At 38.1% G+C, this 23,065-nt stretch carries 23 protein-coding genes and 1 other annotated feature; of the genes, 18 read left to right on the top strand and 5 right to left on the bottom strand.

From position 1 onward, the window contains the following. Genes IGJ19_RS13980 through IGJ19_RS13955 form a run of 6 tightly spaced genes read left to right on the top strand, consistent with a single transcriptional unit; the run spans position 1 to position 4,366 of the window. On the top strand, positions 1 to 255 hold the full coding sequence (locus tag IGJ19_RS13980; protein ID WP_071866513.1) for a hypothetical protein: 255 nt from the start codon (positions 1 to 3) through the stop codon (positions 253 to 255). A 9-nt stretch (positions 256 to 264) separates the two neighbouring features. Then, positions 265 to 615 carry a hypothetical protein gene (locus tag IGJ19_RS13975; RefSeq protein ID WP_430604235.1) on the top strand — a complete coding sequence of 117 codons (351 nt, stop codon included), beginning with the start codon at positions 265 to 267 and terminating at the stop codon, positions 613 to 615. After that, positions 606 to 2,198 carry a hypothetical protein gene (locus IGJ19_RS13970; protein WP_430604234.1) on the top strand — a complete coding sequence of 531 codons (1,593 nt, stop codon included), beginning with the start codon at positions 606 to 608 and terminating at the stop codon, positions 2,196 to 2,198. Before IGJ19_RS13975 ends, IGJ19_RS13970 begins: the two co-directional genes overlap by 10 nt. Before the next feature lie 5 nt (positions 2,199 to 2,203). After that, positions 2,204 to 3,112, top strand: a complete 909-nt coding sequence (locus IGJ19_RS13965; RefSeq protein ID WP_430604233.1) for a hypothetical protein — start codon at positions 2,204 to 2,206, stop codon at positions 3,110 to 3,112. Positions 3,113 to 3,147: 35 nt separating this feature from the next. Continuing rightward, on the top strand, positions 3,148 to 4,041 hold the full coding sequence (locus IGJ19_RS13960) for a DUF4176 domain-containing protein (RefSeq protein ID WP_430604232.1): 894 nt from the start codon (positions 3,148 to 3,150) through the stop codon (positions 4,039 to 4,041). Beyond that, on the top strand, positions 4,034 to 4,366 hold the full coding sequence (locus IGJ19_RS13955) for a DUF4176 domain-containing protein (protein WP_430604231.1): 333 nt from the start codon (positions 4,034 to 4,036) through the stop codon (positions 4,364 to 4,366). Before IGJ19_RS13960 ends, IGJ19_RS13955 begins: the two co-directional genes overlap by 8 nt. Before the next feature lie 90 nt (positions 4,367 to 4,456). On the opposite strand, the gene IGJ19_RS13950 is transcribed toward IGJ19_RS13955, so the two are convergent. From IGJ19_RS13950 to IGJ19_RS13940, 3 genes are all read right to left on the bottom strand, one after another. Next, the gene (locus IGJ19_RS13950) at positions 4,457 to 6,142 is read right to left on the bottom strand and encodes an IS1182 family transposase (RefSeq protein ID WP_430604230.1); all 1,686 of its coding nucleotides are present in this window, start codon (positions 6,140 to 6,142) and stop codon (positions 4,457 to 4,459) included. A 179-nt stretch (positions 6,143 to 6,321) separates the two neighbouring features. Beyond that, positions 6,322 to 7,929 (bottom strand): SWIM zinc finger family protein, encoded by a 1,608-nt coding sequence (locus IGJ19_RS13945; protein ID WP_430604229.1) that lies wholly within the window; start codon positions 7,927 to 7,929, stop codon positions 6,322 to 6,324. 172 nt (positions 7,930 to 8,101) lie between these two features. Further along, a complete protein-coding gene (locus tag IGJ19_RS13940) occupies positions 8,102 to 8,569 on the bottom strand; it encodes an Rrf2 family transcriptional regulator (RefSeq protein ID WP_066025859.1) in 468 nt (155 codons plus the stop codon). A 121-nt stretch (positions 8,570 to 8,690) separates the two neighbouring features. Here IGJ19_RS13940 and IGJ19_RS13935 point away from each other — a divergent pair, with 121 nt between their 5' ends. The 4 genes from IGJ19_RS13935 to IGJ19_RS13920 all read left to right on the top strand — a co-directional run bounded on the left by IGJ19_RS13935 (position 8,691) and on the right by IGJ19_RS13920 (position 12,194). Then, positions 8,691 to 9,536, top strand: a complete 846-nt coding sequence (locus tag IGJ19_RS13935) for an SDR family oxidoreductase (protein WP_071866520.1) — start codon at positions 8,691 to 8,693, stop codon at positions 9,534 to 9,536. A 449-nt stretch (positions 9,537 to 9,985) separates the two neighbouring features. Further along, complete coding sequence (locus IGJ19_RS13930) at positions 9,986 to 11,170, top strand: glycoside hydrolase family 73 protein (protein WP_071866521.1); 1,185 nt, start codon at positions 9,986 to 9,988, stop codon at positions 11,168 to 11,170. A 190-nt stretch (positions 11,171 to 11,360) separates the two neighbouring features. Next, positions 11,361 to 11,801: a DUF2798 domain-containing protein gene (locus IGJ19_RS13925; protein WP_161642456.1), complete on the top strand. Its 441-nt coding sequence runs from the start codon at positions 11,361 to 11,363 to the stop codon at positions 11,799 to 11,801. Between the two features lie 84 nt (positions 11,802 to 11,885). Then, positions 11,886 to 12,194 carry a hypothetical protein gene (locus tag IGJ19_RS13920; protein ID WP_071866561.1) on the top strand — a complete coding sequence of 103 codons (309 nt, stop codon included), beginning with the start codon at positions 11,886 to 11,888 and terminating at the stop codon, positions 12,192 to 12,194. 175 nt (positions 12,195 to 12,369) lie between these two features. Here the strand turns inward: IGJ19_RS13920 and IGJ19_RS13915 are convergent, their stop codons facing one another. Continuing rightward, the gene (locus IGJ19_RS13915; RefSeq protein ID WP_071866523.1) at positions 12,370 to 13,617 is read right to left on the bottom strand and encodes a glutamate-5-semialdehyde dehydrogenase; all 1,248 of its coding nucleotides are present in this window, start codon (positions 13,615 to 13,617) and stop codon (positions 12,370 to 12,372) included. Further along, a complete protein-coding gene (gene proB / locus IGJ19_RS13910) occupies positions 13,617 to 14,420 on the bottom strand; it encodes a glutamate 5-kinase (protein WP_074801434.1) in 804 nt (267 codons plus the stop codon). Before proB ends, IGJ19_RS13915 begins: the two co-directional genes overlap by 1 nt. Positions 14,421 to 14,634: 214 nt before the next feature. Here proB and IGJ19_RS13905 point away from each other — a divergent pair, with 214 nt between their 5' ends. The 8 genes from IGJ19_RS13905 (at position 14,635) to rlmB (ending at position 23,063) form a co-directional block, all read left to right on the top strand. Beyond that, positions 14,635 to 15,162 (top strand): dUTP diphosphatase, encoded by a 528-nt coding sequence (locus IGJ19_RS13905; RefSeq protein WP_161642453.1) that lies wholly within the window; start codon positions 14,635 to 14,637, stop codon positions 15,160 to 15,162. Between the two features lie 65 nt (positions 15,163 to 15,227). Continuing rightward, complete coding sequence (gene radA, locus IGJ19_RS13900) at positions 15,228 to 16,598, top strand: DNA repair protein RadA (protein ID WP_019723034.1); 1,371 nt, start codon at positions 15,228 to 15,230, stop codon at positions 16,596 to 16,598. Between the two features lie 26 nt (positions 16,599 to 16,624). Next, complete coding sequence (locus IGJ19_RS13895; protein WP_019723035.1) at positions 16,625 to 17,773, top strand: PIN/TRAM domain-containing protein; 1,149 nt, start codon at positions 16,625 to 16,627, stop codon at positions 17,771 to 17,773. Between the two features lie 325 nt (positions 17,774 to 18,098). Continuing rightward, positions 18,099 to 19,559, top strand: a complete 1,461-nt coding sequence (gene gltX / locus IGJ19_RS13890; RefSeq protein WP_010734061.1) for a glutamate--tRNA ligase — start codon at positions 18,099 to 18,101, stop codon at positions 19,557 to 19,559. Next, positions 19,556 to 19,788, top strand: a binding site (T-box leader). (Overlaps the previous gene by 4 nt.) 82 nt (positions 19,789 to 19,870) lie before the next feature. After that, positions 19,871 to 20,419, top strand: coding sequence for a serine O-acetyltransferase EpsC (gene epsC / locus IGJ19_RS13885; RefSeq protein ID WP_010734062.1), 549 nt, complete (start codon positions 19,871 to 19,873; stop codon positions 20,417 to 20,419). Continuing rightward, positions 20,403 to 21,815, top strand: coding sequence for a cysteine--tRNA ligase (gene cysS, locus IGJ19_RS13880; protein ID WP_086335490.1), 1,413 nt, complete (start codon positions 20,403 to 20,405; stop codon positions 21,813 to 21,815). Before epsC ends, cysS begins: the two co-directional genes overlap by 17 nt. After that, positions 21,812 to 22,216: a Mini-ribonuclease 3 gene (locus tag IGJ19_RS13875; protein ID WP_010734064.1), complete on the top strand. Its 405-nt coding sequence runs from the start codon at positions 21,812 to 21,814 to the stop codon at positions 22,214 to 22,216. The genes cysS and IGJ19_RS13875 overlap by 4 nt, the downstream gene beginning before the upstream one ends. Then, positions 22,200 to 23,063 carry a 23S rRNA (guanosine(2251)-2'-O)-methyltransferase RlmB gene (gene rlmB / locus IGJ19_RS13870; protein WP_023520524.1) on the top strand — a complete coding sequence of 288 codons (864 nt, stop codon included), beginning with the start codon at positions 22,200 to 22,202 and terminating at the stop codon, positions 23,061 to 23,063. The genes IGJ19_RS13875 and rlmB overlap by 17 nt, the downstream gene beginning before the upstream one ends. The last annotated feature ends 2 nt before the right edge of the window (positions 23,064 to 23,065 follow it).

The following is a 23,065-nucleotide window of genomic DNA, read 5'->3' as shown; positions in this document are numbered from 1 at the left end:
ATGACGAAAATCGCTTCTCAGGAATCAACTGCAACAGCAGCCGTATCAGGAATAAAAAATGTTTCTGTTAGTAGTAGCAAAACAAGTTCTTTAAGCAAGAGCACGATCAGCAGTATGAAAACAGGCGTAGAGGTCAGTAACAACCTACTCACCGATATTTCAAATCTAGTTACTTGTGTCAATGAACAGGCAAACAAATTTCCCCAGCTTGCTCAAGCAATCGCAGTCAGAGACAGTCAATCAAGATTCAAGTAAGGAGTCAGTATGGAAAAGGAAGAGTTGCTCGCTGAATATGATCGTAAAATCAGCAACAATGAACAACGATTGGAGCGTCTGAGTAAAGAAAAACAGCAGTTAAAACAATGTATGCATTATTTAGAGATGGATATGCGAAAAAGCTTTCGAGAAATCCAACAATTCACAGAAGAATTAGTATCTCAAGGAAGCCAAGTTGCTCGTTGGGAGCAAAATGAGAATGAAGGGAAATCAACTTACTTCACGCAGTTGGTAGAAACCCAACAGCATCAACTAGATCAAGAATACTTAAAAGGTTTGATAAAACTTGAAGAAGAACGTATGGAACTTCAGAAAGAAAGGAATAAACGATGGGACTAATCTATTCAGCCACAGAGTCTTCTAATTTAATGAGCAATCTGACCACTAATTTATCGCTTGCTCGTACAACGATCACCCAACTACGAACAGGTAGTCAACAAGTTGTTCAAGCGGTTGATGGCAAAAAACTCTCAGGAGCTGCTTATCAAGCTGGAAAAGGGCTGTTTTCTGAGTTGATCATTCCTACGATCAATCGGGTAAACACTGCGGTACAAGGGATTCAGTCAGACTTGAATCTTTACTCTTCCGCACATCAAATGATTGCCAGTGAAGGATACTTGGACGAAGAGAATTTAAGCGGACAGATTCGTGCCAAAACATTCGCTAAACAATCGATCGATAACCACGCGCAGACGATTAGGCAGATCGCCAATACAAGCATATTACCAGGTATTACAGAAATGCTCAGTGATTTTCATCGAAACTTGATGCGAATGGCGGACAGCCTGCAAGAAGATATCTACAAGTTGCAACGCAAACAACAAAAACTGCATGCCTTTAACACCCAAACCAGTGGACTGTTCAATAACAGTCTGCTGGAATTGAAACTCGCCATGCAAAGCGTATTAGTCTTGAATCAAACAACCATCAAGACAGACGGTAGTTATGTATTGCCGAAAGGAGTGGATGGGAGTTGGTTTGAGAAGTACAAACCAAACGGACAAGCATTGTTAGAAGAATCTTCAAACAATGCTTACTTAGAACTGTATGCGGAGATCGAAAAATTGGTCCAACCCCTGAAAGATGGGAAAACCGATACAATCAGACGACTTGAAATGTTGCTCAGCAATTATCCTGATGCATTGGTAAACAAGTTGGCATCCAACGATGAATTTTTGATGCTTGCTAATCATCTACCATCAGGTATGAAAAATAAATTATTTAGCGGTCTTGCAAAATATGAAATGTTCGGTAAAGCTGTTGCTCAAGGAAAATGGATTCCTAAAATCGATACGATAGGCAAGGCCTATCAACATTTCACTAAATTTACCTCTCCTGTAAAAACCTACGTCAGTGAAGGCTTAAAGAACTCCCGCTTTATACAAGGAGCTAAAAATTGGGGTGTCGCCAAAGGATTAGGAACGGCAGGCCAAGTAGCTACTTATGCGCAATTAGGAGTCACTTTCGCCGCCAATGCTGTGAATGAATATGGAAAAACAGGAAGTGTTGGCAAAGGAATAATAGGTGGTGGAATAGAGATGGTGAAGAGTATTGGACCGTTAGAGGGAATGACGATTGGTAGTGCAATAGGAGGGGCTATTGGTACCGCAATTCCTATTCCGTTTTTGGGAACAGTTTCGGGAGCTGTAGGAGGTGCACTAATTGGTGGAGCTATAGGTGGAATAAACAAGTTAGTGCAATTTGTTAAACCAGATATCTATGATAGTGCAAAAGATGGAGCTTATAGTTTGCACGATAAGGCGTCTGAAGCTATAAGTGATGTCACAAAAAAGATGGGGAAATCAGTGACACAAAATATAAGCACAGTAAAACGTGTGTTCAGTAATATTCAGATAGTGGGAAAATCAATAGGAAAGGTGCTATCTTCAGTAAAACTATTAGAGGTTAGCGTTAATGGATAAAAATAATGAAGCAGCTATTCAATGCAACATTCGAGGAAAGTTTAAATTTATGTGATGATACATTTGTTACTTTTATGAATAAAGATGTTAATCAATTGCCGGATCCAACAGGCGGTAAGGTAGTTGCTAGAGTGATAGGAGTACTATTGCTTGTCTTTTTAATCGGAATCAATTATTTGATCGCCGTAATATCCACGAAAATTAGTAAAGGAGAACTAGGACCCAGTACAGTTCCTACACCAGAGATCAATTTTTTACCAATGTGGTCGTTTTATTTATTATTTTGTATCTGGCTAATTTTAGTTTTCATTTTTAGGGATAAAGGGGAGTATTACCTTACAAGAATAAGAGGTCAATTCAACTTAAACTTATATATCATTTGGTTAGTGATAGAGATGAATCTTTTATTCATAACTGTATTTTTTAAACCCCTTACCATTTTAGGTATGTTGTTCGTGCTAGGCTCAATCGGGCTAGTAGGCTATGTCGTGTTTAGGAGTAAAAAACGTACGATTGAATATGTGTTATATGAAGTTGAGAGAAAAAAAGACAGGGTAGATATACTGGTAGATAACGTAATGAAATTAGCAATGAAATATGGCTGGATGGTTGTGATTATCGTCATGATATGGAAGTTCATATTTCCAAATAGTGATGAAGTACGAACAGATTTTGTTGGATTCATAGGTATGTTAGGTATGTGGATAGCTATGGATATTGCAATAATTTTTGCAGAAGCCTATCTATATTTCCCCTATCTATTACAGGGGTATTATAAGCAAAAATACACAGAACAATACCGCAATTGGGAAAAGAAGAGTCAGCTAGAATGGTACGGAGAGAAGCATTTTAATAAGCACATCAAAGGAACTGATAGAGAAGAAACAACAAAAACACAAGGAGTAGATATTTAAAAATTAGAAGAGATTAACTCTAATTGGTGAAGAATATGAAAAAATTATTCAATGCGACGTTTGAACAAAGCTTAAACTTGTTGGATGATCGTTTAGTCGATTATATGATAAAAGATACTGAAAAAAGAGGATTATATAATGGGAAAAAGCGTTTTTTATTAATATCTATATCAATAATTTTAATAATGGCACAATATGGTTTTGTTAAATTTACTGAATTAGGGATGAAAGATCCTGATAGAAATAGCCTTGTTCCTGAACCAGATATAAATTTTTTGACAGAAAGTTTTTTTTGGATATTTCTTTTTATGTATTTATTTATCTGGTTATATACAAGATATAAAAATAAGAATAATAGTAGTACAAGAATTTTTATTACAATGAACACCTGTAACAATTACCTTATTTGGTTAATACTGACAGTAAATTTATTTTTTATTACTATGTTTCTGAAACTATTAACTTCTATTGGGATGATAATCGTTTTGATTTTATTAACCATAGTAGGTTATATCGTTATTAGAAGTAAATGTAATTCCTTAAATATAAAAATGCTTAATATAAAAGATAAAGAAAAAAATAAAGTCGATGATTTTATAGAAAAAATCATTCAAATGGTACTGAATTACGGCTGGATAGTGGTCATAATAGTTATAATTTGGAATTTTATTTTTCCAGATGGAGATACACCTCGAACAGATATGGTAGGTTTTATAAATATTTTAGCGATGTGGTTAGCGTTTGATATAGGATTTATCATCGCCGAAGCCTATCTATTCTTCCCGTATCTATTACACGGTTATTATAAACACAAATACTCAGAAGAATACCGCAATTTTGAAGGGAAAACACAATTAGAATGGTACGGAGAGAAATATTTTAACAAACATATCAAAGGAACCGAAAGAGAGGAAATGCAAGATGAATGAGGGTAAAAAGTTATTACCATTAGGAAGTGTCGTGTTGCTTGAAGAAGGTTTACAAAAATTAGTTATCGTTGGAAGAGGAGCTATATATACAGATCAACAGACGGAAAAAGATATATTTGCAGACTATATGGCAGTACTTTACCCCTCAGGATTAAATCCTGAAACAACGATTTTTTTTGATCATGGAAATATCGATAAAGTTGTTTTTGAAGGATATAGTGATGAGGAAGAAATGAGATTTTTAGATATCTATAGCAAGTGGGAGACTGACGTGAAGCAAGCAACCAGTAAACCAGCCCAATCAATTCCGGTTGGATTTGATTGACAGATGAACCGGCATGTTATTTAAAAGTGGTTGAAATGCTTTTTCTTTTTTAGGAAAATATAGGAAATCAACGAATTTATTTATAAGCGTCTATACAAAAAGAGAGTGGGACATTAGTCCTTCCTCAAAAATAGAAATGAGTCCAAATTTGATGTGTTTTGTCAAAATTGGACTCGTTTTTGTTTTTATTCGCACATTTCTCTCCATGTACTTCCCTAATTTTCTCAGATTTAATGCCATAAGTGCCAAACCCACATCAATCGTCGCTCCTTGTTTTCCTCGTAAGTGAAAACGATGGAACGCTAAGTGAGCCTTTAGATGACCAAACACTGGTTCGACATCGACTTTTCGCCGACGATAAATCGAACCGGTTTTTTCCTCCAAAAGCTTCTTTTTGCATTCTGCTTTAAAATAGCGCCAAGAATTATTCACTAGAAGCTGCCGCTTTTGTGTGCCTTTCGAACGGGTACATTGACTCCGGACTGGACAAGCTCGACAATCTTCGCATTCATACACTTTGAAATCTCGGACAAAGCCCCCTTTATCTTTTCTCCGACTATAGCCTTTGAACGGGACAGGTCGCTTTGCTGGGCAAATATACTCATCTTGTTCTTCCAGATAGTGCCAATTTTCTATGTTGAACGGATTCTCCTTGTTCTTCTTTTTGCTTTCTTTGTAATACGTACTGTAGGTGATCAATGGTGTTTTATGTAGAACATCATGGATATACATATAATTTTGTTCACTCCCATAACCTGCATCAGCTACAATATATTCTGGTAGCTCTTTATGTTGTTCTAAAAAACTGTCTAAAAATGGCGCCAAGGTTTTAGTGTCCGTTGGGTTTGGGAATAAGTCATAGGCTAAGATATACTGGTTTTCTGTCGCAATTTGTAGATTATACCCTGGTTTTAGCTGTCCATTACGCATATAATCGTCTTTCACTCGCATAAAAGTGGCATCCGTATCTGTTTTAGAAAAGCTGTTTCGTTCTTGGAAGAGACGACGGTATCGTTCATATTTTTGTTTTCTAGGTAGGTAATCCGCTTGTACTTGTCGAAGGTATTTTTTATAGACTCGTTTTTTTCTCTTTAACTGACTTTGCTTTTTTGGGGATTGTTCTTGAGCTAATTGTGTATTTGTTTCATGGAGTTCAGCTTCGAGATGATGAGCGACTTCTTCTAGTTGGTCGCTCGACAATCCATCGGATTGCCCTTCTTCTTTTAAACAAGGAAGGATCTCTTCTTGATAGAGGGTTTGGTAGAATGCTTCAGATTTTTCATCTAAAGCGCATTCGTATCGAGTAGTTGCTTTTCGCCAAACAAAGCTGAACTTATTGGCGTCCGCTTCAATTTTCGTGCCATCAATAAAAATCGCTTCATTATCGATGACTTGATTCGTAATCAACTGACGACGAAATAGAACAAAGGCTTCAGTTAACAGCTGAGCGGTTGTCTCATCACTTCGAAATCGGTTGATTGTGCGGTAGCTAACTTGTTCGTGATTGGCTAACCAACGCATTCGGTAGCTATCGTCTAAAAGAAATTCAATCTTTCGACCAGAAAAAACACGTTGGGTATAGGCATAAAGAAGAATCTTTAACATCATTTTCGGATGATAGGCAGGACGCCCAAGTTGTTGTTCTAATTCATTGAAGAGGTGTGGAGGGATTGCTTCAACTAAAGAATTGACGGCAAACGCAACATCAGTTTCAGGAATAAACTGTTCCATATCTAGTGGTAAAGTGGTTTGATTAATGGTATAATTTTTGAACATAAGGCACACTCCTTTTTGATTGGGTTTAGTCACTTTAATCATACAAGGTTGTGTGCTTTTTTGTGTTCCTTAAATTCAAAAATATGCAAAAAAAGTGGGACGATAATCAGCTTTTCTTCTGATTATTGTCCCACTCTCTTTTCGAAATAATGACTGTGAATAGGGTCGCTATCGCTAGATTATTTATATGTTTTTTCTAACTTTTTTAGTTCTTCTAGCATTGCTTTTCTGCGCGGGTACTTTTCTTTTAGTTCTTTGATCAGTAATTGAACAGAGATCGTGCTACTAGGGAGGGTGGCCATTTCGGCGATCAGCAAAGCCATTTTATGATACCGTAAACGTGTAGTCGTCTCAGCAGCCATCCGGCGTAATTCATATTCATATTTTTGAAGGAGTGCTTCTGGGAACTGCTTTCTTAAGAAAGAAAAATAGCGGCTGGCTTCTTCCAGTCCAGGTGACTTGAGAACATAATCCAACAATAGATCGTATCGTCTTTCTTTCGAATAGAACAATCCAACGTCTGTACGATACTTTAATTTTTCAAATAAGTTTTCTCGTACTTCTTCCCACTGATCAATCGAATATGTTTTTTTCAATTGATGAATCAAATTCATATCGACGGTCTCTCCTTCTAATAGGAGATGTAAAATTTGTTCCGCATAAAGCTCTTTTTTTCCTAACTTATGATAGAGGTTTTTTAATGCATAGCGATGCAAGGTGACCATATCAGAAGAGTGTTGATCTAATACAATACTTTCATTCAAAACAGTAATTGCTTCTTCATAAGCTCTCTTTTGCATCAGATAGTCGATATATTGTGAACGTATAGTTGGAGATTGCCAGCTTTCACGTGCACGTTGATGAATTTGGTTGTCTGTATAATTCAAATTTTCCATTTGGCGAATGGATAGAAGTCGTTTGTTTTTATAGTTGAAGTGTCCGCCATTTTCAGATGTTTGATCAAGTTTTTGCTGATCCTGATCAAAGTACTGTTCGGGGAATTCTTCATGTAAAATTTGTTGGATATAAAAGCTAGATTGGCCTGCACTACTTATTTTGGTCGAAAGTTTAGAATATATTCGTTGTTTTTCTGGCTCGGATGCATGTCTCAGTAACTTTTTCCATAGAGAATAACAGTGATGCATGATAAGACTGATATCATTTTCTACATTATGTACTTTTGATAAATCAAAGTGTTCCACTATTCTGTTCATTAATTCGAATGCATGAAGGATTTGCTTTTTTTCGATTGATGTATCAATAAGACTGTTTAAAAATTCAGACAGTTCTTTATTGATGTTTTGAAGTGTACGATCATGAATGTTGCTCCCAGAATAATGGGTATGTTTTTCTAAAATAACAATCATTTTATCGTAATCGTCAATATTTTTGATTGCAGTATGTTCTTGGAATCGTTGAGTTAGTTCTTGATTCTCTTTTAAAACATTTAATAGAAAGTCTTGAATATCTTGTTCATTTGCATAAGAGATCAACTTGACCAGTTCATTTGCTTTATCCTGCTCTTTTTCTTGTTCATATTTGAACAAGATAGCTACGACATGAGGACAATGACCTGTGTCTTCGTGGGAGCAACTGCAAGACAGACCATAGAATTGGTCGTCATCTGTTAACTGGACAAGTACGTCATACTCCTTGTTGTTTTCTTCTGTGACTTTTGCGATGATTTTTTCTTTTGTAAACAAATATCCATGAACACGTTTTTCAATAAACAATTCATAGCCATGATCTAAATCAGATTCCCAAAAACCGTTTTTCCAATCTTTCATAATATTTCCTCCTTTAGTTATCTTCATAGTTTAATTTTACCGAATAAATAAAAAGAAAACAGCAATTTTTTTCCAGTACGAAGATTATTTAATCTATTATAAAAGTAATAATAATATAAAACTGTTATTTTAATTTTTAGATAACTAAAAGTAACTCCGATTTACTTAAAAACTAAAGGAATTTTTCCACGAGTGGCTGATTTTCTGGACGTTTCTCTTTTTCTGATAATACAATCTGTTTAATGAGTCCATCTAAAGTGATTACTGCCATTTCTTCTTCCACTTTTTTTTGTAATCGAGAATAAGTTGCAGCTAAGACTTCTTGGATATTAGCGCCTACCACGCAATTCGGATTTGTTTTTGGGTCTACTTGGATCAAATTCGTGTTACCTTCAATACTTCGATAAATTTCCAATAAATTGATATTTTCGGGAGCTTTCGCAAGTACGGGTGTTGGTTTCCCACTTGTTGTATGGATAAGGTCTGCTTTTTTTAATTGACTCATGATTTTTCGAACATTTGTTGGATTCGTTTCAATGCTACTTGCAATCATGTCACTTGAAAGTAAATCAGTTCCTTGAAATATGTGGATATAAGCTAGGATATGAATTGCATCGCTTAATTGTAGAGAATATTTCATTAAAATCCATCCTTTCAACTTGATTTCTTGACTTATCTTAGCATACTCTTTATGATAATGGTGTATTTTAAAAATGTACAGCTATGTGAACAAAAATAATTAATCAATAGGGAGTGGGAATATGACTTATTTAGTAACAGGAGCAACTGGAGGATTTGGACGCTACGCTTTAGAAGAATTAAAGAAACTGGTTCCTTTGGAGGAAATCTATGTCCTTGCTCGTAATGAAGAAAAAGCCCAGAAATTAATTGAAGCAGGTCTTCAAGTTCGCATCGGTGATTATGCAGATCGCGAGACAATGGTACAGGCGCTACAAGGAATCGATCGTCTATTATTTGTATCAGGTGTACCGGGAAACCGACAAGCTGAACATCAACATGTTGTAGAAGCAGCAAAAGAAACAGGGGTTTCTTTTATTGCCTATACTAGTTTTGCGGATGCAGATCATTCGACCAGTATCTTGGCTCCAGACCATCAATTTACAGAAAAAATCATCAAAGAATCTGGTATCAAACATACCTTTTTAAGAAATAACTGGTACCTAGAAAATGAGATGCCATTGATTGAAGTAGCATTGAAAACTGGTCAGTTTGTTTATGCAGCTGGCGAAGGCAAGACCGGTTGGGCGTTAAAGAGAGAGTATGCAGAAGTAGCTGCAAAAGTATTAGCAGGAATGGATTATCCTGAGGTCTTAGAATTATCTGGAAAACCAATCACCTATCAAGCCTTGGCAGAACAAGTTGCTAGAGTAAGCGGGAAATCTTTAGAAATCCTTTCGTTGGATGCAGATGAATTCACAGCTAAACTAACAGCGTCGGGATTTTCTCAAGGTGGTGCAGAAATGACGACTGCAATCCAAAATGATATTCGCAACAATCAGTTAGATGTAACTTCTGATGATTTTGAAAAAGTATTAGGTCGCAAATTGACTTCGATAGAAGATGGGTTAAGGGAGTTAGGTATCTAGCAAATTTACGTAAAAAGTAGAGTTTGTAGAAAACATTTTCTTACTCATTATTTGTGTTGTTTTTCTTTTAAAATTCAAATCAAACATAGGTCGAGTAGCTAAGAGTCAGTTGTTGATTTTTAGTTTCTCGACTTATTTTTTGATGGTGCTGTTTAGTTAGTTTTTTAGTTTAAAGGAATTTCATGCTTGCGTTATCTCAGCTATTTATTGTTTTGTTTTAATTTATTTTATAAGGTTTGACATAAACGTTTTCCTGATTTAAATATTTCTACCACTTGTAAATCTTAATAATTTTGTGGCTGAAAAGAGGTATATAGTTGTGTATAATTAAAAATGTGTGGTTTTTATGGAGTAATAAAATTAATTTTTTGAAGATTTGATGATACATATATCTGATCTCTCATAATTGCACATGCTGTTATAAAATTATTGAGAAAAAGGAGAATGAAATGAAAGCAAAAAATATTTTATTTAGTGCAATCGTTCTAAGCAGTTTAGTATCTACGAACCTTGTAGTACTTGCAGAAGAATCAATAACATCGAGTTCTACTGAAACAACAGTTTCAACCCAAATCGAGGGAGTAACGGCAACCACTGAATCAGACGGATCAGAACAGACTAGCGAACCTGTAGAAAAAACAGAAGTAATTACGAATCCTCTAACTAATGGAGATGAATTAACGCATACGCATCAAGCAGATTTATCACAATTTGAAAGTCCAGAGGTATCAGCTTTTTCTGCACGTTCTTCTGTTAATGCACAACAAGCATTTATAGATAGTATTGCAGCAAGTGCCCAAACATTAGCTAACGCAAATGATCTATATGCTTCAGTTATGATTGCACAAGCGATTGTGGAAAGTGGTTGGGGCAGAAGTACGCTATCTGCTGCTCCAAATTATAATTTATTTGGTATCAAAGGTAGCTATAATGGACAATCTGTTACGATGCCAACTTCAGAGTTTATCAATGGGCAATGGATTACTGTAAATGCAGCTTTTCGTAAATATCCATCTTATGCAGAGTCATTACAAGATAATGTGACGGTATTGAAGACTACTTCTTTCCAACCAGGAGTCTTCTTCTATTCAGGTGCATGGAGAAGTAATACTTCTTCTTATCGAGATGCCACAGCATGGTTGACGGGCCGCTATGCTACAGCTCCTAATTATGGTTCTATTCTAAACAACGTGATTGAAACATACAATCTTACTCAGTATGACACACCGAATGTCGATACTTCACCAATGTATCGTTTATATAATCGTAGTACTGGACAGCATTTGTATACTTTGAATGTGGGTGAGAGAAACCACTTATCAACAGTTGGCTGGATCTATGAAGGGATTGCATGGCAAGCACCAAACAGTGGGCAACCGGTTTATCGTCTGTACAATCCAAATAACGGGGATCATCATTATACGATGGCTCAGTCAGAAATCAACTTTTTGACGCCACTTGGTTGGAGATATGAAGGATTAAGTTTCTTTTCAGGTGGTTCAAAACCAATTTATCGTTTGTTTAATCCAAATGAAACAATAGGAACGCACCATTATACGCTAAGCTCAGCTGAGAGAGATTCGTTGACACCATTGGGTTGGAGATATGAAGGTATCGGGTTCTATGCGTATTAAAACAAGAATTTACGTTGTAGTTTATCTATCGAAAAAGAATTGATTGAGATAATAAATATCGCACCTAGGTTGTTCTTAAACCGGGAGCGATATTTTTTTGGAATAAAAAAACTTAACGCAAGCTATGAAAAAAACTTACGAAAAATTTTCATTTATGCTATGCTGTTTTTCATGAAAAGGAGTGATTGAAGTGCCAACAAACAAAAAAGAAGGAATTATTTTTACAACGATGATGTGTTTTCTGATGGTTTTAGGGATGAGTATCTATAATCTCTGGTTACATAATGCGTTGCATGTATCAAACTTATTCGTAGGCCTTATATCAGGATTTATCGTGGCATTTATCTTAGATGTTTTTATCATAGGAGTAATCGCGAAAAAGATTGCTTTCAAATTACCTATAAATAAACAAAATAAAATGCAAATGATCCTCACGATTTCATGCCTCATGGTTTTAGGTATGGTGACATGTATGTCATTATTCGGTATTGTTATTGAACAAGGGATTCCAGAACAATTTCTTTCTGCCTATCTTACAGCTTGGAAAATGAATGTGATCATGGCGTTGCCGTTACAATTATTATTTGTCGGTCCAGTTTCACGTGCAGTTTTGGCGACGATCCAAAAATAAATAAAGAAGTCTCTATGTTGTCGCTAGCAACTTTCTGGGAGATAAGCTAAAATGCAAGCAAGACATAAATGTGAGGCTTAGATGATGATCGAAGAATATTTTAAAGAGGTAGGCTTGACGATGGTCGAACTACCTGTTGAATGGGTAGATGAACAGTTGATTTATCGAGGGTTGATCAAGGAGCTTCCGACGATCAATGCGGAGGCTAATTCAAGGGCAAAAATGCAGCAACAATTAGCAGAGACCTACCGAATCTATCGTGAACAACTTCTTCTTGAATCAGAAGAGGAAAAAGAAACTACCACGAATCTGACGAGTGAACAATTATTGCGCTATTATGATGGAGAAACGTTTGATGGCTTTTCTTTATTTGATCAATTACCGGAAGAATAGTCTATCAAGGGAGAATGTGCTAGTAGTGTTCACTATTTAGCAATAAGACGACATCCACGAAATTTGTTTTCAAATTTTTGTGAATGTCGTCTTATTTTTTAATAAAGAATATTCTGGTTTTTACGTAACTTTATTATGAAAGACACCTCAAACCTCAAATGTTTCACGGGAAACATTATTTGCGGATTTGTCCATCTCCATAGATGATGTATTTCGTCGTTGTTAACTCATTCAACCCCATTGGACCTCTAGCGTGGAGTTTTTGTGTAGAAATACCGATTTCTGCACCGAAGCCAAATACTGAACCATCCGTGAAGCGAGTGGAAGCATTGACGTAAACAGCAGCTGCATCAACTTCATTTAAAAAGCGTTGGCTTGCTGTGTAACTGTCCGTCACGATAGCTTCGGAATGTTGTGTATTGTGACGGTTGATATGTTCGATTGCTTCGTCCAAAGAATCAACGATCTTAACCGCTAAAATATAATCCAAATATTCTGTATCCCAATCGGTTTCGTCTGCTAAGGTTGCGGTCTCTAAATAATCCAACGCACGAGCATCTGCATGTAGAGAGACACCATGTTCAACCAGTGCTTGCTCAATAGATGGCAAGAAGAAAGGCGCGATCTCTGAATGGATCAGCAAAGTCTCGGCAGCGTTACAGACAGAAGGGCGAGATGTTTTGGCGTTCACAATGATATCCACTGCCATGGCTAATTGTGCTTCTTTATCGATATAGATATGGTTGTTGCCGGTGCCTGTTTCAATGATTGGGACAGTGGCTTGCTCTTTCACACGTTTGATCAACGAAGCACCACCTCGAGGGATCAATACGTCTAAATAATCTGTTAAACGCATCAATTCCGCAGCGGTCTCATGAGAGGTATCATCCACGAATTGGATTGTATAAGGCGATACTTCAGCATTTTCCAATGTTTCTTGAAGTAATTCAACCAACAATTGATTGGAGTGGAAGGCTTCTTTTCCACCACGTAAAATCACTGCATTTCCTGATTTAAATGCGAGACTGGCCGCATCAGTTGTCACATTCGGACGTGATTCGTAGATCATGCCGATGACCCCTAGAGGGACACGCTTCTTGCCAATCAATAAACCGTCTTCGTTTTGCCACATGTGATCGACTTTTCCGATTGGATCGTCTAGTTGCGCCACTTTAATGATTTCTTCCGCCATTGTATGGATACGTTCTGGTGTTAGCCGTAAACGATCTTGCATTGTTTCGCTAATATTATTTTCTGTCGCTTGATCTAAGTCTTTTTGATTGGCTTCAAGAATGGCTAGTTGATTTCTCTTGATTGTTTGTGCCATTTGCAACAATAAGTCATTTTTTTGTTTAGTCGGCATCAAAGCAAGTTCGCGTGCGCCTTTTTTTGCTTGTTTCCCAAGTTGGATAAGATCAGTCATTATAAAACCTCCTTAAATAATGTTCCGATTTCTTTTCCAGCCAAAATATCAAAAATGATTGCTGGATTTTTTCCATTTGCTAAGATCATTGGGCGATTTGCTTCAAAGATCCTTAAAGCTGCTTTTAGTTTGCTTGCCATCCCACCAGTTCCGTAGGTGCTACCAGCACCACCTGCTTGGGCCATCAGTTCATCATCAATTGCGGTAACTGTTTGATACATTTCAGCGTCAGGATTGATGGTTGGATTATCCGAATAAAAACCGTCGATATCTGAAAGAATGATGAGTAGATCAGCGGCAATCAGTTTGGTAACGATCGCAGATAACTGATCGTTGTCGCCAAATTTGGTGGAGTGATCTAATTCATCAACTGCGACGGTGTCATTTTCATTGACGATCGGAATGGTTCCCATTGCTAGTAGCTGTTCTAACGTATTGACAACATTTTTTCGGCTTTCAGGGTAATCGATAACATCTCGCGTCACTAAGATTTGGGCAGTTTGTTGACCATACGCACTGAACCGTTGATTATAGATATTCATCAATTCAGCTTGTCCAATTGCTGCAATCGCCTGTTGTTCTGGGATCGTATTAGGACGCTTTGCTAAATTCATCTTGTGCATCCCAACACCTACTGCACCGGAAGAGACTAAGACGATTTCTTTGCCTTGATTACGAAGGTCAGAGAGAACAAAAGCGAGTTGATCGATCGCGCCCAAATTGATGTTGCCATTTGGATAGATCAACGTACTTGTTCCTACTTTTATAATGATTCGTTTTGCTTCTATTATTTCTTTTCGCATGGAGCACCTCAACTAATCTTTTTTACACAGAAATGATTTTGCTCTATTCTACTTGTTTTCAATCATAAAGTCATGTTTTAATAAACTTTTTTTCAAAAAATCAATAAATTTGTTTCTTAAGCAGAGAAAGGAATTTCATGAAGAATTCGTTAACTTTGGGTATTCAGTCGCTTGGTATGTTAAAATAGAACTAGTTTACTCTGGGAGGGATTCGGTGAATAAAAGAGGTTTTGAAGTAATTACACGTTATCAGGATCAACAGATCCAATTGCCGCAAAGAGCGACTCATCACGCTGCCGGTTATGATTTTGAAGCAGCAGAAGATGTGGTGATTCCTAGTGTTTGGAAAGCCGGGTTCAAGCAAGGACTAACAGCTGTATCAGATGCGCTGATCTCTGAAATGTCAGCAGAGGAAAAGAAAATCAAACCCGTTTTAGTGCCTACAGGAATCAAAGCGTATATGGGTGAGGATGAATTCTTACAATTAGCCAATCGTTCGAGCAATCCATTAAAACGTTTTTTGTTTTTGACGAATGGTGTCGGCGTGATCGACAGTGACTATTATAATAACGAAGCAAATGAAGGGCATATCATGTTCCAATTCACGAATTTTGGTTTCAAAGATGTAGTGATCAAAAAAGGGGAAAGAATTGGGCAAGGAATCTTCCTACCGTTCTTAAAAGCGGACCAAGATCAAACCGCTAATGCTCGCCAAGGTGGATTTGGTTCATCCAACCAATAAGCAAAGTAGATTTAAGTTATCTTTAACTCAAGAAAAGTAAAATGAAAGACAGGTGGTACACCGAAATGGCCAAAAAAGCAAAAGTTCAATTTGTTTGTCAAAATTGTGGCTATGTGTCGCCTAAATTTTTAGGACGTTGCCCAAATTGTGGCAAATGGAATACCATGGTTGAAGAAATCGAACAAGATACAACGGACCGCAGAGTACGAACGAGTTTGACCGGAGAAAAAGCCAAGCCAACAAAAATCGCTGAGGTGGTTCCTAAAAAAGAACCACGAGTAAAGACGAAGCTAGAAGAATTGAACCGTGTTTTAGGCGGTGGTGTGGTTCCTGGCTCGATGGTTTTGATTGGTGGCGATCCTGGTATCGGAAAATCCACCCTACTCTTGCAAGTATCACAGCAACTGGCTGCTATTGGTGGAAAAGTCCTTTACGTATCGGGAGAAGAGAGTGCGGACCAAATCAAGTTGCGTGCAGAACGATTAGGTTCGATCGACACAGAGTTTTACTTGTATGCAGAGACAGATATGAATGAAATCAGTCGAGCCATCGAACAAATTTCACCTGATTATGTCATTATCGATTCGATCCAAACAATGACTCAACCTGATATTACGAGTGTCGCTGGTAGTGTTAGTCAAGTGCGAGAAACCACAGCTGAGCTATTGAAAATCGCAAAAACAAACGGTATTGCCATTTTTATAGTAGGTCATGTCACGAAAGAAGGCTCAATTGCAGGTCCGCGCATGTTAGAGCACATGGTTGATACGGTCTTGTATTTTGAAGGTGAGCAACATCATAGTTTTCGTATTTTACGTGCCGTCAAAAATCGTTTTGGTTCCACCAATGAGATCGGTATTTTTGAGATGCACGCCCATGGGCTTGAAGAAGTAGCGAATCCTTCACAGATTTTCTTAGAAGAACGATTGGATGGAGCGACAGGTTCAGCGATCGTTGTCGCCATGGAAGGAACACGCCCGATCTTAGTAGAGATCCAAGCTTTAGTCACACCCACGATGTTCGGAAATGCCAAACGAACAACGACTGGTTTAGACTTTAATCGGGTGTCATTGATCATGGCAGTCTTAGAAAAACGGGCAGGATTATTGTTGCAAAATCAAGATGCTTACTTAAAAGCAGCTGGTGGGGTAAAATTAAATGAACCTGCGATCGATTTAGCAATTGCAGTCAGTATTGCGTCTAGTTACAAAGAAAAAGGAACACAACCAACGGAGTGTTTTATTGGAGAAATTGGTCTGACTGGTGAAATCAGAAGAGTTAACCAAATTGAACAACGAGTAAAAGAAGTACAAAAATTAGGTTTTACAAAAGTATATTTACCTAAAAATAATTTAGGTGGTTGGAATATTCCAGAGGGTATCGAAGTCGTAGGTGTTGCTACACTTGATGAAACTCTTAGACGAGTATTTCGATAAAATCAAAATGAAATGGAGGAAACAGGATGCAAAAACGTGTCATCACCTTACTGATGATCATCGTTGGTGCCAGCTTAGGGATTTCTTTTTTACCTACAGCTTGGCAGGCGATCGGTCAACAGACGAATGGATGGCTGAATAACACCTTTACCAATAGCTTGTTAGGTGCACTTATTTTCTTTCTATTATCTTTGCTATTGGCAAAACATATAACAGCAGTCATCAAGCAAATTGAAGAAAAATTAAGTGAGGTCAGCTTGACGTATCTCTTATTTGGCGCAATCGGAGCAATTATTGGCCTAACGTTGGGGGTTGTGATTTCAACACCGCTTTACAATATTGAAATACCTTTTGTAAACAGTGTTTTACCCATCTTATTGATGGTGATCCTTGGCTATTTGGGCTTGCGAATGGGAACGACCCGCATCGAAGAATGGAAGAAAATATTTGGACCAAGAAGTAAAAAGGTCGAACAAGAAACACCTAGTCAGGTGGAAAGCCAGTTATTAGAACGCAAACTAGATGATCATTTTCATAAATATAAAATTTTAGATACAAGCGTCATTATTGATGGACGTATTTACGACATCACAAAAACGGGATTTCTAGAAGGAACGTTGATGATCCCAAATTTCGTTCTATATGAATTACAATATATCGCTGATTCTGGCGATAGCTTGAAACGGGTACGTGGGCGTCGCGGACTAGATATTTTGAACGCGTTACAAAAAGAAGAAGGTATTTCAGTTGAGATGTATGATGGCGATTTTGAAGACATCAGTGAAGTAGATAGTAAGCTGATCAAATTGGCAAAACTATTAGATGGTGTCATCGTGACCAATGATTATAATCTTAACAAAGTTTCTGAATTTCAAAATGTACCAGTTCTCAACATCAATGCACTTGCTAACGCAGTGAAGCCAGTCGTTATCCCCGGTGAGAATATGAATGTACTAGTGGTCAAAGCAGGTACAGAACGTCAACAAGGGGTTGCTTATCTAGATGACGGCACAATGGTGGTTGTTGAAGATGGACAACATTACATGAATGAACGGATCGAAGTTGTAGTAACGAGTGCACTACAAACAGCTGCCGGCCGAATGATCTTTGCAAAACCTGCTCATGCGGGTAGAGGAATCGATAACAAGCGTGAAAATGAGAAAAAAGCGAAATAAAAACGTAATATGGTAAATATGAGGCAGTTAGACATCGTAAGATTTTTTTGAGAGATGGTTTTTGCTTCCTCAGTTTAGCTAGAGCAGGCGAGGATTGAAAAGTAGGGCAAACTATTTTTTCGATTCCCGCCTTCTTACGTAGATTTGAATGACTTTTTCATAATCTCTTTACTATTTAACGTATAAAAGGTAAAATTTGTGCTGAGTAGCTTTAAATTTCAACATTTATCGCTAAAGGAGATCCAACCCAAAACAATCTGATCAGATGTTGTATTGTCAGTTGTTTTGGGCGTCTCAAAGTCTAGTTTGAAAGAAGAGGAAGAAAATGACGAAAGTACGCGTACGTTATGCACCAAGTCCAACAGGGCATTTGCATATTGGGAATGCACGAACTGCATTATTCAATTATTTATTTGCCCGTCACAATGATGGAGATTTCATTATCCGCATTGAGGACACTGACCAAAAACGAAACATTGAAGATGGCGAAAAAAGCCAATTAGAGAATCTTGCATGGTTAGGGATGGAATGGGATGAATCACCTGAAAATCCAGGTGAATACGGTCCTTACCGTCAATCTGAAAGAAAAGAAATCTACCAACCATGGATCGATCAGTTATTAGCAAGTAATCGTGCTTACAAATGCTATTGTTCAGAAGAAGAATTAGAAGCAGAACGTGAAGCGCAACGTGCCCGTGGCGAAATGCCTCACTACGCTGGGACTTGTGCGAACTTGTCACCTGAAGAACAAGCGAAAAAAGAAGCAGAAGGCATTGTACCGGTGATTCGTTTCCGTGTGCCTCGCAATACAGAATATGCGTTTACCGACATGGTCAAAGGAGACATCACCTTTGAATCAGACAATATCGGTGGGGATTATGTCATCCAAAAACGTGATGGTATGCCAACCTATAACTTTGCGGTAGCTGTTGACGATCATTTAATGAAGATCACTCACGTGTTACGTGGGGATGACCATATTGCGAATACGCCAAAACAATTAATGATCTATGAAGCGTTTGGTTGGACTGCGCCAACATTTGGGCATATGACCTTGATCATCAATTCTGAAACGGGCAAAAAATTAAGTAAACGTGATGAATCGATTTTACAATTTATCGAACAATACCGTGAATTAGGCTACCTACCAGAAGCGATGTTCAATTTTATTGCTTTACTAGGCTGGTCTCCTGTCGGTGAAGATGAATTGTTCAGTCAAGAAGAATTGATCAAAATGTTTGATCCACAGCGCTTGAGCAAATCACCAGCTGCATTTGACGCGAAAAAATTACAATGGGTGAACAACCATTACATCAAAGAAATGGATCTAGATGCATTGACAGAAATGTGTTTACCTTATTTGATCGCTGATGGTCGTGTGCAAGAAAATCCAGATGCACAAACAATCGAATGGGTGAAAAAAATCGTTCGTCTGTATCAACCACAAATGAGTTATGCAGCGGAAATCGTTGAGGTATCAACATTATTCTTTAACGAACATCCTGTATTAGATGAAGCAGCCAAAGAAGTATTAGCGGGTGAAACGGTTCCGACTGTGTTGAAAGCTTTCAAAGAACAACTTACTCAAATGGAAGTTGTAGATGCACCCACAGTCAAAGCAGCAATCAAAGCAGTACAAAAAGAAACAGGGGTAAAAGGAAAGAACCTATTTATGCCGATCCGTGTCGCTGTTTCAGGACAAATGCATGGACCTGAATTACCAGAAACAATCGAATTGTTAGGGAAAGAAAAATCTTTAGCACATTTAAATCAAGTATTGAACTAAACACGATGAACAGAAAGAAGTAAAAAAAGAATGGTTTCAAGAGAGTCAACGGGTGGTGTAAGTTGTCAATTGTTCTTTTTTGAAATGCCTCTGGGAGTGGTCTTTGCGAAGAGGGGTTGATCAATATCAATCCTTGAAAGTAGCGAAGAACGAATAGCAGACGTTACCTGTTAGAGATAATCATTTGATTATGAAAAAAAGTGGAACCACGCCTCATAGCGTCTTTTAATAAGGAAACTTATTAAAAGACGTTTTTTAGTTGTCTTTCGTTGTTCATACATACAGTCGAAAAAAGAAAGGAGAGGAAGTTGATGGAATGGTTCAAACGAGCTGTCATTGCCGTAAAGAAAAATGATCCAGCAGCGCGTACTACAGCAGAGGTCATTTTGACCTATCCTGGGCTACATGCGTTATTTTGGCATCGTTTCTCCCATTATTTATATCGCCATCGTCTCTATTTGATTGCCAAAATGAATGCCCAATTTTGGCGATTCATTACGGGAATAGAGATACATCCAGGAGCGACGATCGGAACGGGTGTGTTTATCGATCATGGTATGGGGATCGTCATTGGAGAAACAGCAGAAATTGAAGATGATGTGGTCTTGTTTCATGGTGTCACTTTAGGTGGGACGGGAAAAGAAACGGGGAAAAGACATCCAACCGTCAAAAAAGGTGCAATGTTGTCCGCCAATGCCCAAATCCTAGGACCGATCACCATAGGAAAAGATGCGAAAATCGGCGCAGGCGCAGTCGTCTTAAAAGATATACCTGATGGGGCAACAGCAGTAGGGATACCAGCAAAAGTTGTCCGAATCAATGGAGAGAAAGTAGGGGATGAGAATGATAAAAATCTATAATACGCTATCAAGAGAAAAAGAGACTTTTATTCCTTTAAAAGAAGGACAAGTTTCAATGTATGTTTGCGGACCAACTGTTTATAATTATATCCACATTGGCAATGCACGAAGTACGATTGCGTTTGACACGATTCGACGTTATTTGGAATACCGTGGATACCAAGTGAACTACGTATCGAACTTTACAGATGTGGACGATAAAATCATCAAGGCTGCCAATGAGCTTGGGATCACAGCGCCTGAAGTTGCTGATCGTTTTATCAAAGCTTTTGAAGAAGATACGAAAGCATTGAATGTGCAGCCAGCAACGAGCCATCCAAGAGTAATGGACCATATGGAAGATATTCGCGTATTCATCCAAACATTGATCGACAAAGGTTTTGCTTATGAATCGAATGGCGATGTTTATTATCGTACGCGAAAATTTACTGATTATGGTCAATTGAGTGATCAATCGATCGACGAGTTAGAGATTGGTGCAAGTCAACGTACTGGCGCAGAACAGCAACAAAAAGAAGATCCTTTAGACTTTGCCTTGTGGAAAAAAGCAAAACCAGGAGAGATTTCATGGGAATCGCCATGGGGAGAAGGACGTCCAGGGTGGCATATCGAATGTTCCGTGATGGCAACGAAACATTTAGGTGAGACTATTGATATCCACGGCGGTGGCCAAGATTTGGAGTTTCCTCATCATGAGAACGAGATTGCCCAAAGTGAAGCGAAAACAGGCAAAAAATTTGCGAACTATTGGATGCACAATGGCTATGTGACGATTGGTGAAGACGATCAAAAAATGAGTAAATCTTTAGGGAACTTTATCACTGTCCACGAAATGATCCAAGAGGTAGACCCACAAGTGTTACGCTTCTTTATGGCAACCACACAATATCGTCGACCGATCCGCTATAGTGAAGCAACGATGAAAGAAGCAGCGACAAATTTACAACGCTTGAAAAATACGTTTGATAATCTAAACTTCCGTTTTGAAAATGCGGTAGAAGCCCAGTCGGAAGATGAGAGACAGGTAACAGAACTGGAACAATTAGAAACACGATTCATCAAAGAAATGGACGATGATTTCAATGCGGCTAACGGCATCACAGTTGTCTATGAATTAGCAAAATGGATCAATACGTATTTGGAACAACCGACTGTCTCCAAAACGATCCTATCCAAAAGTGAGGCACTATTTACCCAATGGTTGTCGATCTTTGGTATCTTATTTACGACAGCAGAAATGTTGGATGAAGAAATCGAGCAACTGATCGAAGAACGAACACAAGCCAGAAAAAACCGAGATTTCGCCCGTAGTGATGAAATTCGGGACCAATTAAAAGAAAAAGGTATCTTGTTAGATGACACCCCACAAGGTACTCGTTGGAGAAGAGAAGCATGAGAGATCATACACAATTAAATGGTTTAGCGCTTGCTTATGTTGGAGATGCTATCTACGAAATCTATATTCGAGATTACTTGATTGAAAAAGGTGAAACAAAGCCGAATAAACTGCACCGAGCAGCGACACACTATGTTTCGGCAAAGGCACAAGCTTTTTTGATCCAACAAATGTTGCAAGAAAACCTCTTAACAGAAAATGAAGAGCTTTACTATCGCAGGGGTAGAAATGCCAAAAGTCATACGAGTGCAAAAAATGCGGATATTACAACTTATCGTGTTGCAACAGGGTTTGAAGCCTTGATGGGCTACTTACATCTAACAAAACAAACCGAACGTATGGAAGAATTGATTAATTGGTGTATTGAGAAAGTAGGTGAAACCCATGAGGAAAGAAAATAAAGAACGTAACTATCAAAAACGAAACAAAAAAGATTCTCAACGTTTTACAAAAGGCAATGAGAAACGTAGTGCAAAGAAGGAAACAGTTTATGTTGGTCAAGAGGACACAACGAGTGAAGACAATTTTGTATTTGGTCATCATGCGACAGTCGAAGCTTTGCAACAAGGTCGTGGAAATAAATTGTTCCTTCAAGAAGATTCACGGGGAGACAAGGTTGAAGAGTTGAAAAATATTGCTCGAGAACAATCGGTGCCAGTCAAGTGGGTCCCTAAGCAGAAATTAGACCTACTCAGTGATCGTGGCGTTCATCAAGGGGTAGTATTGGCCATCACGCCTTATGAATATCTGACGTTGGATCAACTATTGGAACAGGCGAAGAGCAAAACGGAAACACCCTTTTTCTTGATCTTGGACAGTATCGAAGATCCTCACAATTTTGGCTCGATTTTACGAACGGCAGATGCCAGTGGGGTAGATGGTGTCATCATTCCTAAACATCGTGCAGTCGGAATCACACCAATCGTGACGAAAACATCGACAGGCGCCGTTGAATACGTGCCAGTGGCTCGTGTGACAAACTTAGTTCAAACTGTCCAGCAGCTAAAAGAGCAGCAATTTTGGGTATTCGGAACAGATATGGAAGGAACGAATTTCCAATCATGGAATGCAAAAGGCTCGATAGCGTTAGTGATCGGTAATGAAGGTCGTGGCATGAGTGCAGGCTTGAAGAAAGAAATGGATGAGTTGTTAACGATCCCTATGGTCGGTCATGTTCAAAGCTTGAATGCAAGTGTTGCGGCTGGACTACTGATGTATCAGGCTTTTTCTCAGCGTCAGGGGGGATAAGG

Source organism: Enterococcus sp. DIV1368b (assembly GCF_050529595.1).
GTDB lineage: Bacteria > Bacillota > Bacilli > Lactobacillales > Enterococcaceae > Enterococcus_B > Enterococcus_B mundtii.
This window is presented reverse-complemented; position numbering and strand designations above follow the sequence as displayed.